This window comes from Azospirillum sp. A26, assembly GCF_042604635.1.
Lineage (GTDB): Bacteria > Pseudomonadota > Alphaproteobacteria > Azospirillales > Azospirillaceae > Azospirillum > Azospirillum palustre.
Window position 1 is genome coordinate 579,048 of record NZ_CP170476.1, and the last position, 13,498, is coordinate 592,545.

Sequence of the window (13,498 nt, forward strand, 5' to 3'; positions counted from 1 at the left end):
ATGCAAACCCAGGCACTGCCGCGGGCGGGTATCGGGACGGCGTCGCGCCGGGCGTTGCTGATCGGCGGCGGCCTGCTGCTGGCCCTGGCGGCACCCTTCCTGCTGTATCCCGTGTTTCTCATGAAGGTGCTGTGCTTCGCGCTGTTCGCCTGCGCCTTCAACCTGCTGATCGGCTTCGCCGGGCTGATGAGCTTCGGCCATGCCGCCTTCTTCGGCTCGGCGGCCTATGTCACGGCGCATGCCGCCAAGGTCTGGGCGTTGCCGCCGGAACTGGCGATGCTGGCGGGCGTGCTCGTCGCGGCCGGTCTGGGTCTGGTCTTCGGCCTGATCGCCATCCGCCGCCAGGGCATCTATTTCGCCATGATCACGCTGGCGCTGAGCCAGATGGTGTTCTTCCTGGCGTTGCAACTGCCCTTCACCCATGGCGAGGACGGCATCCAGGGCGTGCCGCGCGGCACCCTGTTCGGACTGTTCGACCTCAACCAGCCGCTGACCATGTACTACACCGTGCTGGCGATCTTCGTCGCCGGCTTCGCCCTGATCTGGCGCACCGTGCACTCGCCCTTCGGCCAGGTGCTGAAGGCGATCCGCGAGAACGAGCCGCGCGCGGTGTCGCTCGGCTACCGCACCGACCGCTACAAGCTGGTGGCCTTCGTGCTGTCGGCCTCGCTGGCAGGGCTTGCCGGCGGGACCAAGGCTTTGGTGTTCCAGCTCGCCAGCCTGACCGACGTGACGTGGCAGATGTCGGGCGCGGTGGTGCTGATGACGCTCTTGGGCGGCATGGGCACTTTGTTCGGTCCGGTGGTGGGGGCCGGGCTGGTGGTGACCTTGGAAAGCTACCTCGCCGCGACCAGCCTGCCGGTGCCGGTGGTGATCGGCTGCATCTTCGTCGTCTGCGTGCTGGTCTTCCGCCGCGGCATCATCGGCGAGCTGCTGGCCCGCCTGCCGAAGTGACGCCGGGCCATCTCAAACCCTCTTCAACGGGATATCGATCATGACGGAATGGGCGGTCGTCACCGGCGGCAACCGGAACATCGGCGCGGGTATCGCCCGCCGGCTGACCGAGGACGGCTTTCAGGTGATCGTGGCGTCGCGCACCCCGCCGGAGCATGATTTCCATGCCGGCCATGTGCCGCTGGACCTTGCCGACCCGGACGCCTCGGCGGCGGCGCTGGCTGAAGCGGTCGGCGACCGGCCGGTGACGCGCTTCGTCCATAACGCGGCCATCGCCCCGCTGGCGCCGGGAGCCGAACTGTCGGTCGCCGAACTTGCGCGGGTCTATGCCGTCAATGTCGGGGCGTTCGTCGCGCTGACGCAGGTGCTGCTGCCGTCGATGCGCCGCCAGGGGGTCGGGCGCATCGTCGCCATCGGCAGCCGTGCCGCGCTGGGCAAGGAGGGGCGCACCGCCTATGCCGCCAGCAAGGCGGCGCTGTCCGGTCTGGTCCGCACCTGGGCGCTGGAACTGGGAAGCGACGGCATCACCGTCAATGTGGTGGCGCCCGGACCGGTGCGGACGTCGCTGTTCGATGCCGCCAATCCGCCCGGCCATCCGATGACCGAGAAGCTGATGCACGGCGTGCCGGTCGGCTTCATCGGCACGCCGGACGACATCGCCCATGCGGTGTCCTTCTTCACCAGCGACGCCGCGCGCTTCGTGACGGGACAGGTGCTGTTCGTCTGCGGCGGCACCTCCATCGCCTTCAAGGAGCCTGACGGCCGCCCGCCGGTGATTCACCGGCACGCCGCGACCTTCCCGGGGACGGGCCGGTGACCGGATTTGCCGGTTTCACTTCTGGCGGTTCCGCGGCCGATCCGCCGGGCGGCCGGATGGCGGCCGTCGAGATCGAACAGCCCGGCGGGCCGGAGGTGCTGCGCCTGACGGAACGGCCGATCCCCGTGCCGGCCGATGGCGAGGTTCTGATCCGGGTGGTCGCCGCCGGACTGAACCGGGGCGACCTGCTGCAAAGGCAGGGGCTCTATCCGCCGCCGCCCGGTGCCTCCGACCTGCCGGGTCTGGAGGTGTCGGGGCTGGTGGCGGCCTGCGGCGGCGGGGTGGAGGGATTTGTGCCGGGCGACCGCGTCTGCGCGCTGGTGGCCGGCGGTGGCTATGCCGGGTTCTGCGCCGCCCCGGCGGCGCAATGCCTTCCGGTTCCCGACGGGCTGGATTGGCGACGGCTGCGGCGCTGCCCGAGGCGCTCTGCACGGTCTGGACCAATCTGGTCGAGCGGGGAGCCCTGCGCTCCGGCGACGGCGTGCTGATCCATGGCGGGGCCAGCGGGATCGGCAGCATCGCCATCCAGGCCGCCCGCCTGCTGGGCGCCGCCTCGGTGTTCGCCACCGCCGGCAGCCCCGACAAGCTCGCCCTGTGCAGCGAACTCGGCGCCGACCGCGCCATCGACCACCGCAACGAGGATTTCGTCCGCGCCGTCAAGGACGCCACCGGCGGACGCGGGGTGGACGTGATCCTCGACATGGTCGGCGGCGACTATCTGGAGCGCAACATCGAGGCGCTGGCCGTCGGCGGACGCCTCGTCCACATCTCCTTCATCGCCGGGTCGCGCATCTGCGCGGATTTGCGTCCGGTGATGACCAAGCGGCTGACCATCACCGGTTCGACCCTGCGCGGACGCAGCACCGCCGACAAGGCGGCCATCGTCGCCGGGGTCAGGGCCGCGCTGTGGCCGCATGTCGCCGACGGCGGCCTGCGTGCCGTGCTCGACCGCGGCTTCGCGCTGTCGGCCGCCGCCGACGCCCACCGCTACATGCATGAGGGCCGCCACCGGGGCAAGATCCTGCTTCACACCGGCTGGCACCCGTCCGGAAACGATCCAGGGGAGGAAACAGGGACATGACCAAGCGAGCGTTGTTCGCCAAGGCTACCGCCGTTACCGCCACCGCCACTGTCTGCGGCCTGCTGGCGGTTGGGAGCGGAAGCGCCGAGGCGGCCGAGGATGCGGTCGTCATCGGCCTGCTCGACGATCTGTCGGGTCCGACCGCCGACCTGTCGGGCAAGGGCAAGGTGGTCGCCGCCCAGATGGCCATCGACGATTTCGGCGGCAGCGTGCTCGGCAAGCCGGTCAGGCTGCTCGCCTCCGACCACCAGAACAAGCCGGAGATCGCCAGCACCCAGGCGCGCGAATGGTACGACCGCGGCGGGGTGGACATGATCACCGGGATGTCCAATTCCGCCGTCGCGCTGGCGGTTCGCGCCATCGCCCGCGAGCGCGGCAAGGTCGACGTCATCGCCGGCGGCACGGCGGATTCGCTGGTCGGCGCCGACTGTTCGCCGACCGGCATCCTGTGGACGGCGACCGCGCATGCCATCGCCGGCACCACGGCGTCCGTGGTGTCGGAAACCGAGAAATCCTGGTTCATGCTGACCGTCGACTATTCGGGCGGCAAGTCGCTGGAGGCGGCGGCGGTCGAGGTGCTGAAGGCCAAGGGGGCCACAATCGCCGGCGTCGCCCGCCATCCCTTCAACACCGCCGATTTCTCGTCCTTCCTGCTCCAGGCGCAAAGCTCCGGCGCCAAGGTGCTGGCGCTGTCGAACACCGGCGCCGACACGCTGACCGCGCTGAAGCAGGCCAACGAGTTCGGCATCCGCGAAAGCGGCATGAAGATCGTCGGGCTCTATTTCGACACCACCCAGATCAAGGCGCTGGAGGATGCGGCGGTCAAGGGACTGGTCTACACCTCCAGCTTCTACTGGAACCGCGACGCCCAGGCGACGGCCTGGGCCAAGCGCTTCATGGACCAGCGCGGCGTCCTGCCGTCGCAGAGCCAGGCGGCGACCTATTCCAGCGTGCTGCATTACCTGAAGGCGGTGAAGGCGGCGGGGACCACCGGCTCGGCGAAGGTCATCGCCGAGATGCAGAAGATCCCCGTCGAGGATCCGGTTACCGGCAAGGGTTGGATCCGCGCCGACGGCCGGGTCATGTACGACATGTATGTGATGAGGGCGAAGGCGCGCGACGCCATGACGGGTCCGCTCGACGTCGTCGATCTGGTGAAGATCGTGCCGGCGGAGGAGGCCTTCGGGCCGATCAGCCCGGACTGCCACGTGAAGAGCTGAACGAAGCCGGGCCTCCTTCCGGTTCTGCGGGAAGGAGGCCCGATCCTCGATCAGGACAATGGAGGATCGGGCAATGGGGTATCGGCGGCCCCGGCGCCCATCCCCGGCCCCCAGGTGGAGAGCGAGCCGGTGAAGCCGGACACCGACCGGCGGTGCAGGAAATGGCTGTGCTGCACCGGAGCCAGCGTAAAGGCGGGGTCGACCCCAAGCTTCTGCGCGGCGTCGAGCGGCCAGTTCGGGTTGTAGAGCAGCTCGCGGGCGACGGCGACCAGATCGGCGCAGCCGTCGCGGACGATGGCCTCGGCCTGATCGGCATGGATGATCAGGCCGACCGCCATGGTCGGCAGTCCGGCCTCGCGGCGCACCCGCTCGGCGAAGCCGACCTGATAGCCGTAGGCGAGCGAAATCCGCGTCTCGATGGGCGAGGCGCCGGAGATGCCACCCGACGAGCAGTCGAAGGCATCCACCCCCAGCGGCTTCAGGATGCGGGCGAGCGCCACGCTGTCCTCGACCTCCCAGCCGCCGTCATCCTCGGTGGAGACGCGCAGGACCAGCGGCTTGTGCTCCGGCCAGGAGGAGCGAACCCGCTGCACCACCTCGACCGCGAAGCGGATCCGGTTTTCGAAGGAGCCGCCGTAGCCGTCCGTCCGCCGGTTGGAGGCGGGCGACAGGAACTCGTGGATCAGATAGCCGTGCGCGGCATGCAGTTCCATCACCTCATAGCCGGCGCGGTCGGCCCGTGCCGCGGCGGCGCCCCACGCCTCGACGCAGTCGTCGATGTCCCGGCGCGTCATCTCGCGCGGCATCGGATAACCCTCGTCCTGCGGAATGGCGCTGGGCGCCACCACGTCCCAATCGTCCCAGTCGGCGATCTGCGGGTCGCGCGGCAGGGCGCCGCGCCCGTCCCAGGGAAAGCGCTGGCGCGCCTTGCGGCCGGCATGCATGAGCTGGATGCCGGGAACGGCGCCGCAGGATTTGACGAAGCCGACGATGCGCCGCAGCGGCTCGACGAAGCGGTCGTCCCACAGGCCGAGATCGCCGACGGTGCCGCAGCCGCGCCGCTCCACCGTGGTCCCCTCCTGAAAGACCAGCCCGGCCCCGCCGGCGGCGAAGCGGCCGAGATTCATCAGGTGCCAGTCGGTGGGAAAGCCGTCCACCCCGCAATACTGCCACATCGGGGCGACCACGATCCGGTTCTTCAGCGTGACGCCGCGCATGGTGTACGGCGTGAACAGCGCGCTCTGGCCCAAGGCCTTCTCCTCCCGATTGTGGGTGTTTCGTCCGGTGGCGGGGCGTGGGCGGTTCACGCTGTGGCGGTTTCGCCGGATGGGGTCATCCAGGCCGTCGCCATGTCGCGCAGGACGTTCTTCTTGACCTTGGCGCCGTTCGGCCCGTCGGTGACCGGCATGGCCTCTATCGCGAAGATGCGCGCCGGCACCTTGTAGACGGCGAGTTGAGCCCGGCAGGCGGCCAGCGCTGCCGCCTCGTCGAGCGCCGTGCCCGGCTCCATGACGACGAAGGCGATGGGACGGACGCCGGCCGGGCAGCTGGCGGCGACGGTCTGGCAGACGGTGACGCCGGGCAGCGCCAGGATGACCTCTTCGATCTCGGTCGGGCTGACCAGATAGCCTGCGATGCGCAGCACGTCCTTGATGCGCGAGACGAAGATCATCCCGCCATCGGCCAGCCGGTACCCGTAGTCGCCGGTCCGCAGATAGCCGTCCTCTGTAAAGACCGCGGCCGTCGCCTGCGGGTTGTCGAGATAGCCGATCATGGCGTTGGGGGTCCGCACCTCCACCTCGCCGATCTCGCCGTCCGGCAGCAGGGCGCCGCTGTCCGGGTCGCGCACCCGCAGGTCGGCGGTGGGGCAGACCGGCCGGCCGCCGCCCTGGGCGCGGCGCTCCAGGGGGGCGTCGGCGGGCTGGGCGGCGAACATGGCCAGCGTCTCCGTCATGCCGAAGAAGCCGCGCAGCAGCACGCCGTGCGCCTCCGACTTGGGCGGCAGGATGGCGGTCAGGGCCGGCGTGAAATTGGCATGGCCGAACATGCGCAGATCCGGGAAGGGCTTGCCCTCCGGCACCACCGACAGGATCTTGTCGAGCATGTCGTCGGTGCCGAGCATGTGGGTGATGCCATGTTCCACCAGCAGGCGGGCGGCATCCTCCGGCACGAAGGCTTCCATCAGGACCAGCGGGCGCTGCGCCCGGATGGTGGTGATCGCCAGCGTGTATCCGAAGGCGCCGCACATCGGGATTCCGAGCAGCAGGCTGGTCCCCGGCCCGGTCAGCCCGACCGCAGCGGCGGCGTCCCCGGCATGGCGGGTGTTGCGTTCCTGCGTGTGCTGAACCAGCTTGGGCGCGCTGGTGGTGCCGGAGGTGGCGAGGATCAGACTGACATCCTCCGGCCGACCGTCGGCGACCTCCGGCAAGGGGAGCGGCGATTCCGCGATCAGGTCGGCGAACCGGGTCTGGCGCACGCCGTCGAGCGGCGCCGCCTCGGCCTCGCCCAGCGTCACCACCAGATCAAGGGCCGCGCGCTCGGCGGGATCGACGGCGCGCAGAACGTCGGCGCAGGCGCCGTTGCGGTAGCCGGGGGCGAGCACCACCGCCCGGCAGCGGGCGCGCGACAGCAGGAAGGCGACCTCATGGGCGCCCAGCCGCACATTCATCGGCACCACGGCGACACCGAGACGCGAACAGGCGAGCGCCGTGGTCAGCCATTCCGGGATGTTGGGCAGCCAGAGCGCCAGCCGGTCGCCGCGCCGCAGGCCGAGATCCTTCAGCCGCGCGGCGAGCCGGGCGGACTCGGCGCGCATCCGGCCGTAGGTGACGGGCCCTTGCTGTCCCACCACCATGGTTGCGTCGTCGGGCGCGCCGTCCAGCATTTCGAAAAGCCGGGACGGCGCGCACGCGCCGCTCCGGGCTGTATCGCTGTCGGGGCTGCCGGCGGGGACGCCGCTGTCGATCATGCCGCTTTCGTTCATCGGAAAGGCTCCAAACGGCGGGGCCGGCCGGCGGCGGGCGGTTGGGGGACATTGAAACCGCGGGGCCGCGACGGACCGGGGGGCTGCCGGCACCGGCCGGAAGCGCCAATGCGCCGGCCGGGGTTGTTGGTCGGTTCAATACAATCACACACGAATTATTTTATCTGTCAATCCGCTTCTCGGCTCCTGGCCCGCCGGCGGCTTGGCGACACACCTCTCAGCCGAAGGGTGGAGAGCGGCGGCGGAGCCGGGCGCACATGAAGCACCGCTAAAAATCAATCCTGCGTGATTTTTTATGTTCCATGTTCGTTAGGCTTATGATTGACTTGTCCAGCAATAAACGGTGTGCGAAGCGCGGACCTCGCCGCGCCGGCTCCGACACCCGCCGGGATGGCGGCGGAAGGATCGGCGGCGCCGGTTCGTTTCCCGGCCGCTCATCCGACGTTCACGAGAGGACCGAATGACCGAGACCAAGAGCGGCACGCAGAGCGCGATCCTGCCTTCGGCGGACCCGAACTGGCTGGCCCTGCGGGAAGAGGCGATCCTGGAGCCGGATCTGCCGATCATCGACCCGCACCACCATCTGTGGGACTCTCCGCGGTCGCCGCGCTACCTCGCCGAGGAATTGCAGCGCGACGCGCAGGCGGGCCACAACGTCGTCGCCACCGTCTTCGCCGACTGCACCGAGGGGTACCGCACCGACGGGCCGGAGAACATGCGGCCGGTCGGCGAGACCGAATTCGTCACCGCCATCGCCGACCGGTGCGAGGCGGGGGTCTACCGGCCGGCCGGCCTGTGCGCCGGCATCATCAGCTATGCCGACCTGCGCGAGGGCGAGGGTGTGCGCGCCGTGCTGGAGGCCCACATCGCCGCCGGCAAGGGGCGCTTCAAGGGCATCCGCCAATCGACCTCCTGGGACCCGAACCCGGAAATCCGCACCACCATGCGCACCCCGCCGGAAGGGCTGCTGCGCGACGGGCAGCTCCGCCGCGGCTTCGCCTGTCTGGCGCCGCTGGGCCTGACCTTCGATGCCTGGGTCTACCATCACCAGCTTTCCGATGTCGCCGATCTGGCGGCGGCCTTCCCGGAAACGTCCATCGTCCTCGACCATGTCGGCGGCCCGGTCGGCATCGGTCCCTACGCCGGCCGGCGCGACGAGGTCTTCGCGCAATGGAAGGCCGGCATCCTGGAGGTGGCGCGCCGTCCCAACGTGACCGTCAAGCTGGGCGGGCTGGCGATGCGGCTGGGCGGTTTCGGCTTCCACGAACGGCCGGTGCCGCCGTCCTCCGAGGATTTGGCCGCGGCATGGCGTCCCTACATCGAGACCTGCATCGAGGCCTTCGGTCCCGACCGCGCGATGTTCGAAAGCAACTTCCCGGTGGACCAGCTGTCGTGCAGCTACGCGGTCCTCTGGAACGGCTTCAAGCGGCTTGCCGCCGGGGCGTCGGCCGACGAGAAGGCGGCACTGTTCAGCCGCACCGCGGCCAGGGTCTACAGCATCGAGCATGTTCTGCGCTGAGCCGCGCCGGCCGGCGGGCATGGACCGGCGAGAAAAGCCGGCAGCCAGAATCCAAAAGCGAAAAATCCGAATTCCGGGGAGGAAAGCCATGTTGTTCGCCAAGTCGCTTCGTGGTGCCGTGTCCTGTCTGGCCATCGCCGCCGCCCTGTCGGCGGTGACGGCCGCCGCGCCCACCGCCGCCGGGGCCGAGACCCCGGTCAAGGAGGTGAAGATCGGCGTGCTCACCGACATGAGCAGCATCTATTCCGATCTGGTCGGACCCGGCTCGGTGCTGGCGGCGCAGATGGCAATCGACGACTTCACCGCGGCGGAGAAGCCGGGCTTCAAGATCTCGCTGGTGTCCGCCGACCACACCAGCAAGGCCGACGTCGCCTCCAGCATCGCCCGGAAGTGGATCGACGAGCAGGGCGTCAACGTGCTGACCGACGTGGCCGGCGCCTCGGTCACGCTGGCGGTGTCGAACATCGGCGCCGAGAAGAACACGCTGGTGCTCGCCACCGCCTCCGGCCAGAACAGCCTGTCCGGCGAGGACTGCAAGCCGACCACCCTGCACTGGAGCTACAACACCCGCGCGGTCGCCGCCACGACGGCGAAGGCGGTCACCATGGACGGCGCCAAGACCTGGTATTTCGTCACCGCCGATTATGCCGGCGGCCGTTCGCTGGAGGAGGATGCGACCAAGGGCGTGCTGGCGGCCGGCGGCACGGTGCTGGGCTCGGTCAAGCATCCCTTCAACAACAACGACTTCTCCTCGCAGATCCTGATGGGGCAAAGCTCGGGCGCCAAGGCCATCGGCTTCGGCAACTCCGGTCCCGACACCATCAACGCGGTGAAGCAGGCCAACGAGTACGGCCTGAACGGCAGCGTCGCCCTGACGCCGCTCCTGCCGATGATCACCGACATCGACGCCATGGGGTTGCCGATGGCCAAGGGGATGTACGTCACCGAATCCTTCTATTGGGACCTGAACGACCAGACGCGGGCATGGTCGAAGCGCTTCTTCGACAAGCGCGGCAAGATGCCGACCATGGTGCAGGCCGGCCTCTATTCGGCGGTGAACCATTACCTCAAGGCCGTCAAGGCGGCGAACAGCACCGACACCGCTCCGGTCCTGAAGGCGATGAAGGAGACGACGATCAGCGATGCGGTGACCAAGCCGTCGCATCTGCGCGCCGACAACATCGTGCTGCGCGACATGTACCTGTTCAAGGTCAAGGCGCCGTCGGAGAGCAAGCAGCCCTGGGACTATTACACCCTGCTGAAGACCATCCCCGGCGAGGAGGCTTTCGCGCCGCTGTCGGAGAGCAAGTGCCCGCTGGTGAAGAAGTGAGCGCATGACGGCTCTCGCCCCCTCCCTCACCCTTCTCCCAACGGGGGAGGGGGCCTTTTACCGCAATTCGCCGGGCCGGTTTCGGCTTTCACGCCATCATTGCCCGTGAGGGGACCGTTCGATGCCATCCCTGCACACCGGCGGCACGGCGGGGCGCCTGATCGCCGACGCCGTCGCCCGCTTCGCCGACCGCCCGGCGCTGGCCGACCGCCGGACGCGCTGGACCTATGCCGAGCTTGGCGGCTGGATCGGCCGCTTCGTCACCTGTTTCCGCTCCCTCGGTCTCGGCAAGGGCGACGGCGTCGCCATCCTGACCGGCAACCGGGTGGAGCCCTGGGCCGCCATCTGCGCCGCCAACATCCTCGGCATCCGCTACACGCCGCTGCATCCGCTGTCCGGCGAGGACGACCACGCTTTCATCCTGGCCGACTGCGAGGCGCGCGCCCTGATCGTCGATGCCGAACGGTTCGGGCCGCGCGCGCTGGCGCTGCGCGCGCGGGTGCCGGCGCTGGACCATCTGCTGTCCCTCGGTCCATTGGGCGGACCGGACGGCGGCGTCCGGGATCTTCTGGAGGAACTGCCGCGGCTGGAGCCGGCACCGCTCGACCCGCAGGTGGAGGCGGAGGACATCTCGCTGCTCTGCTACACCGGCGGCACGACCGGCCGGTCCAAGGGCATCATGCTGCCGCACCGGACCATCGCCGCCATGGCCTCCACCATCGCCGCCGAATGGGAATGGCCGGCCGAGCTGCGCTATGCCGCGGTCACGCCGATCAGCCATGCCGGCGGCATCATGCTGTACCCGATCATGCTGATGGGCGGCTCGGCCCGGCTGCTGCCCGGCTTCGACGGCCCGGAGTTCTGCCGCACGGTGGAGGAGGAGCGCATCACCGCCGCCTTTCTGGTGCCGACCATCGTCAACACGCTGGTGGAGGATCCGGCCCTGCTGGCCCGGCACGACCTGTCGTCGCTCGGTCTGATCGTCTACGGGGCGGCCCCGATGGCGCCGGACCTGCTGCGCCGGGCCATCGACGCCTTCGGCCCCGTCTTCCTCCAGCTCTACGGCCAGTCGGAGGCGCCGCAATGCGTCACCACGCTGCGCCGGGTCGACCATGACCTGCGCAGGCCGGAGCGGCTCGGCTCCTGCGGGCGGCCGACCGCGCTGTGCGACGTGAAGCTGTTCGACGCCGACATGCGCGAGGTCGCGGTCGGCGAGCCGGGCGAGCTGTGCGTGCGCGGACCGCTGGTGATGGCCGGCTACTGGCGTCAGCCGGACCTGACGGAGCAGGCCTTCCACGGCGGCTGGCTGCACACCGGCGACGTCGCCCGGCGCGATGCCGAGGGGTTTCTGCACATCGTGGACCGCACCAAGGACATGATCATCTCCGGCGGCTTCAACATCTATCCGCGCGAGGTCGAGGATGCGCTGATGGCGCATCCGGCGGTGTCGCTGGCCGGGGTGATCGGCATCCCGGACAGCAAATGGGGCGAGGCGGTGAAGGGATTCGTCACCCTGCGCCCCGGCGCCGCGGTGGAACCGGCGGACCTCCAGGCGCATGTGAAGGCAGTGCGCGGCGCGCCCTGGTCGCCGAAATCCATCGACATCGTCGCCGACATGCCGCTGACCGGCCTCGGCAAGGTGGACCGCAAGGCGTTGCGCGAACCCTACTGGCGCGGCAGAACGCGCGGGGTGAACTGAAGCGGAAGGGAGCGGACCATGCTGGATCATGCGGCGATCATGGCGCTGAGGACCCAGGATCCGGTGTCCTGGACCGAGCGCGACGTGATGCTTTACGCGCTGGGGGTCGGGGCGGGGGCCAGTTCCATGGACGAGAAGGAATTGCCCTTCGTCTACGAACGCGGCCTGAAGGTGCTGCCGACCTTCCCCATTGTCCCGACCTTCGCCGGGGGGCCGCTGTTCCAGATCGGGCTCGACACCCGCTACCTCCTGCATGGCGAGCAGTCCATCACCCTGCACGGGCCGATTCCGCCGAGCGGCAGGGGCATCGTCGAGGGCCGCATGGTCGGCGCCTGGGACAAGGGGGCAGGGAAGGGCGCGGTCTTCGCCCAGGAGAAGATCCTGCGCCTCGACGGCGACCCCGAGCCGCTGGCGACCGTCGTCACCACCGCCTTCGGCCGGGCGGAAGGCGGCTTCGGCGGGCCGGCCGACGGACAGCCGGCGCCGCATCCGGTGCCCGGCCGTGCACCCGACCTGTCGCTGGACATGCCGACCACGCCGTCGCAGGCGCTGCTCTACCGGCTGTCCGGCGACCTCAACCCGCTGCACGCCGACCCGGAAGCGGCGCGCACCGCCGGCTTTCCACGCCCGATCCTGCACGGGCTCTGCACCTATGCGATCACCGCCCGCGCCGTGCTGGCGGCCTGCTGCGATTTCCAGCCGGAGCGCATGCTGCACCATCAGGCGCGCTTCTCGGCCCCGGTCTTTCCGGGGGAGACGATCACCGTCGATCTGTGGGTGGACGGCGACGCCGTGTCCTTCCAGGCGCGGGTCAAGGCGCACGAAATCGTCGTGGTCAAGAATGGCCTGAGCCGGCTGCGCGGGGGGGCCATCCGATGAAGGCGTTGCAGTGCCTGTCCTACGGCGATCCGCCCGAATTGCGCATCGCCGAGACCGCCGGACCGGAGCCCGGCCCCGGCGAGGCGCTGATCGCGGTCGAGGCGGTCGGCATCGGCGGCTTCGACGCGGTCCTGCTGGGCGGACGCTACCAGGAGCGCCCGGCCCCCCCCTTCGTTCCGGGCCGCGAACTGGCCGGGCGGGTGCTGGCGGTGGGGGAGGGCGGCGATCCGGCGCTGGTCGGCCTCCGGGTCGCCGCCATCGCCTTCACCGGTGCGCTGGCCGAACGCGCGGTGGCCCGCTGCGACCATTGCATGGCGACGCCGCCGGACATGGACGCCGCCACCGCCGCCTCGGTCCTCAGCGCTTACGCGACCAGCCTCTATGCGCTGGAGACCTGCGGGCGGATGCGCGCCGGCGAGACGGTGCTGGTGCTCGGCGGTGCCGGGACGGTGGGAGCGGCTGCCATCGACATCGCGCGCGGGCTTGGCGGCCGGGTGGTCGCGGCGGCCTCCTCGGCGGAGAAGCTGGCCTTCTGCCGGGCGCGCGGCGCCGATCTGGCGGTCGATTACGGCGCCGCGGACTGGCGCCGCGCGATGACGGAAACGCTGGGCGGCGGGGTCGATCTGGTGCTGGACCCGGTGGGCGGCGCCCTGTCCGAACCGGCCTTCCGCAGCCTCGCCCCCGGCGGGCGCCATCTGGTCGTCGGCTTCGCCGCCGGTGAGATCCCGCGCCTTCCGCTCAACCTGCCGCTCCTGAAGCGGGCGAGCGTCGTCGGGGTGGATTGGGGCGGCTTCATGCAGCAGGAGCCGGCGGCCAACCGGGCGCTGCTGGCGCGCCTGCGCACGCTGTTCGAGGCCGGTATTCTCCGGCCGGAACGACCCATCGTTCATCCGCTGTCCGCGCTGGTCGGGCTGCTGGACGATTTCCGGAACCGGCGCAGCGTCGGCAAGCCGGTGATCCGGCTCGATTTCGACACCGTGCGCTGACCGGGACGCCGCACGCCCTGAAAAACGGCG

General features: G+C 70.0%; 12 protein-coding genes. 10 read left to right on the forward strand and 2 right to left on the reverse strand.

Features of this window, described 5'->3' with window-relative positions; all coding sequences use genetic code 11:
- From ABNQ39_RS33555 to ABNQ39_RS33570, 5 genes are read left to right on the forward strand one after another with little or no spacing between them, the layout of a single operon-like run.
- Nucleotides 1–954 carry a branched-chain amino acid ABC transporter permease gene (locus ABNQ39_RS33555; RefSeq protein ID WP_428846427.1) on the forward strand — a complete coding sequence of 318 codons (954 nt, stop codon included), beginning with the start codon at nt 1–3 and terminating at the stop codon, nt 952–954.
- Nucleotides 955–994: 40 nt separating this feature from the next.
- Nucleotides 995–1,771 carry an SDR family NAD(P)-dependent oxidoreductase gene (locus tag ABNQ39_RS33560; protein WP_376966674.1) on the forward strand — a complete coding sequence of 259 codons (777 nt, stop codon included), beginning with the start codon at nt 995–997 and terminating at the stop codon, nt 1,769–1,771.
- Entirely contained in the window at nt 1,768–2,259 is a 492-nt protein-coding gene (locus ABNQ39_RS37280) for an alcohol dehydrogenase catalytic domain-containing protein (protein WP_428846423.1), read from the forward strand. The genes ABNQ39_RS33560 and ABNQ39_RS37280 overlap by 4 nt, the downstream gene beginning before the upstream one ends.
- Nucleotides 2,166–2,852: a zinc-binding dehydrogenase gene (locus ABNQ39_RS33565; RefSeq protein WP_428846424.1), complete on the forward strand. Its 687-nt coding sequence runs from the start codon at nt 2,166–2,168 to the stop codon at nt 2,850–2,852. The genes ABNQ39_RS37280 and ABNQ39_RS33565 overlap by 94 nt, the downstream gene beginning before the upstream one ends.
- Nucleotides 2,849–4,072, forward strand: a complete 1,224-nt coding sequence (locus tag ABNQ39_RS33570) for an ABC transporter substrate-binding protein (RefSeq protein ID WP_376966676.1) — start codon at nt 2,849–2,851, stop codon at nt 4,070–4,072. The genes ABNQ39_RS33565 and ABNQ39_RS33570 overlap by 4 nt, the downstream gene beginning before the upstream one ends.
- Before the next feature lie 50 nt (nt 4,073–4,122).
- On the opposite strand, the gene ABNQ39_RS33575 is transcribed toward ABNQ39_RS33570, so the two are convergent.
- Together ABNQ39_RS33575 and ABNQ39_RS33580 are read right to left on the reverse strand one after the other, a co-directional pair.
- Entirely contained in the window at nt 4,123–5,322 is a 1,200-nt protein-coding gene (locus ABNQ39_RS33575; protein ID WP_376966678.1) for an NADH:flavin oxidoreductase/NADH oxidase, read from the reverse strand.
- Between the two features lie 53 nt (nt 5,323–5,375).
- Nucleotides 5,376–7,055, reverse strand: a complete 1,680-nt coding sequence (locus tag ABNQ39_RS33580) for an AMP-binding protein (RefSeq protein WP_376966680.1) — start codon at nt 7,053–7,055, stop codon at nt 5,376–5,378.
- A gap of 460 nt (nt 7,056–7,515) precedes the next feature.
- Between ABNQ39_RS33580 and ABNQ39_RS33585 the strand changes: the two genes are divergently transcribed.
- The 5 genes from ABNQ39_RS33585 (at nt 7,516) to ABNQ39_RS33605 (ending at nt 13,468) form a co-directional block, all read left to right on the forward strand.
- Nucleotides 7,516–8,574 carry an amidohydrolase family protein gene (locus ABNQ39_RS33585; RefSeq protein WP_376966682.1) on the forward strand — a complete coding sequence of 353 codons (1,059 nt, stop codon included), beginning with the start codon at nt 7,516–7,518 and terminating at the stop codon, nt 8,572–8,574.
- A gap of 88 nt (nt 8,575–8,662) precedes the next feature.
- Nucleotides 8,663–9,904 (forward strand): ABC transporter substrate-binding protein, encoded by a 1,242-nt coding sequence (locus ABNQ39_RS33590; RefSeq protein WP_376966684.1) that lies wholly within the window; start codon nt 8,663–8,665, stop codon nt 9,902–9,904.
- Between the two features lie 121 nt (nt 9,905–10,025).
- The gene (locus tag ABNQ39_RS33595; RefSeq protein ID WP_376966686.1) at nt 10,026–11,603 is read left to right on the forward strand and encodes an AMP-binding protein; all 1,578 of its coding nucleotides are present in this window, start codon (nt 10,026–10,028) and stop codon (nt 11,601–11,603) included.
- Nucleotides 11,604–11,621: 18 nt separating this feature from the next.
- Nucleotides 11,622–12,482 carry a MaoC/PaaZ C-terminal domain-containing protein gene (locus ABNQ39_RS33600; RefSeq protein WP_376966688.1) on the forward strand — a complete coding sequence of 287 codons (861 nt, stop codon included), beginning with the start codon at nt 11,622–11,624 and terminating at the stop codon, nt 12,480–12,482.
- Entirely contained in the window at nt 12,479–13,468 is a 990-nt protein-coding gene (locus tag ABNQ39_RS33605; protein WP_376966690.1) for an NADPH:quinone oxidoreductase family protein, read from the forward strand. The genes ABNQ39_RS33600 and ABNQ39_RS33605 overlap by 4 nt, the downstream gene beginning before the upstream one ends.
- Nucleotides 13,469–13,498 lie beyond the last annotated feature (30 nt).

What these genes read in the sequence shown, in the direction of transcription:
- ABNQ39_RS33590 (WP_376966684.1), top strand. Translation starts at nt 8,663, where the DNA reads ATGTTGTTCGCCAAGTCGCTTCGTGGTGCCGTGTCCTGTCTGGCCATC.
- ABNQ39_RS33595 (WP_376966686.1), top strand. Translation starts at nt 10,026, where the DNA reads ATGCCATCCCTGCACACCGGCGGCACGGCGGGGCGCCTGATCGCCGAC.
- ABNQ39_RS33555 (WP_428846427.1), top strand. Translation starts at nt 1, where the DNA reads ATGCAAACCCAGGCACTGCCGCGGGCGGGTATCGGGACGGCGTCGCGC.
- ABNQ39_RS33570 (WP_376966676.1), top strand. Translation starts at nt 2,849, where the DNA reads ATGACCAAGCGAGCGTTGTTCGCCAAGGCTACCGCCGTTACCGCCACC.
- ABNQ39_RS33580 (WP_376966680.1), bottom strand. Translation starts at nt 7,055, where the DNA reads ATGAACGAAAGCGGCATGATCGACAGCGGCGTCCCCGCCGGCAGCCCC.
- ABNQ39_RS33605 (WP_376966690.1), top strand. Translation starts at nt 12,479, where the DNA reads ATGAAGGCGTTGCAGTGCCTGTCCTACGGCGATCCGCCCGAATTGCGC.
- ABNQ39_RS33585 (WP_376966682.1), top strand. Translation starts at nt 7,516, where the DNA reads ATGACCGAGACCAAGAGCGGCACGCAGAGCGCGATCCTGCCTTCGGCG.
- ABNQ39_RS33560 (WP_376966674.1), top strand. Translation starts at nt 995, where the DNA reads ATGACGGAATGGGCGGTCGTCACCGGCGGCAACCGGAACATCGGCGCG.
- ABNQ39_RS33600 (WP_376966688.1), top strand. Translation starts at nt 11,622, where the DNA reads ATGCTGGATCATGCGGCGATCATGGCGCTGAGGACCCAGGATCCGGTG.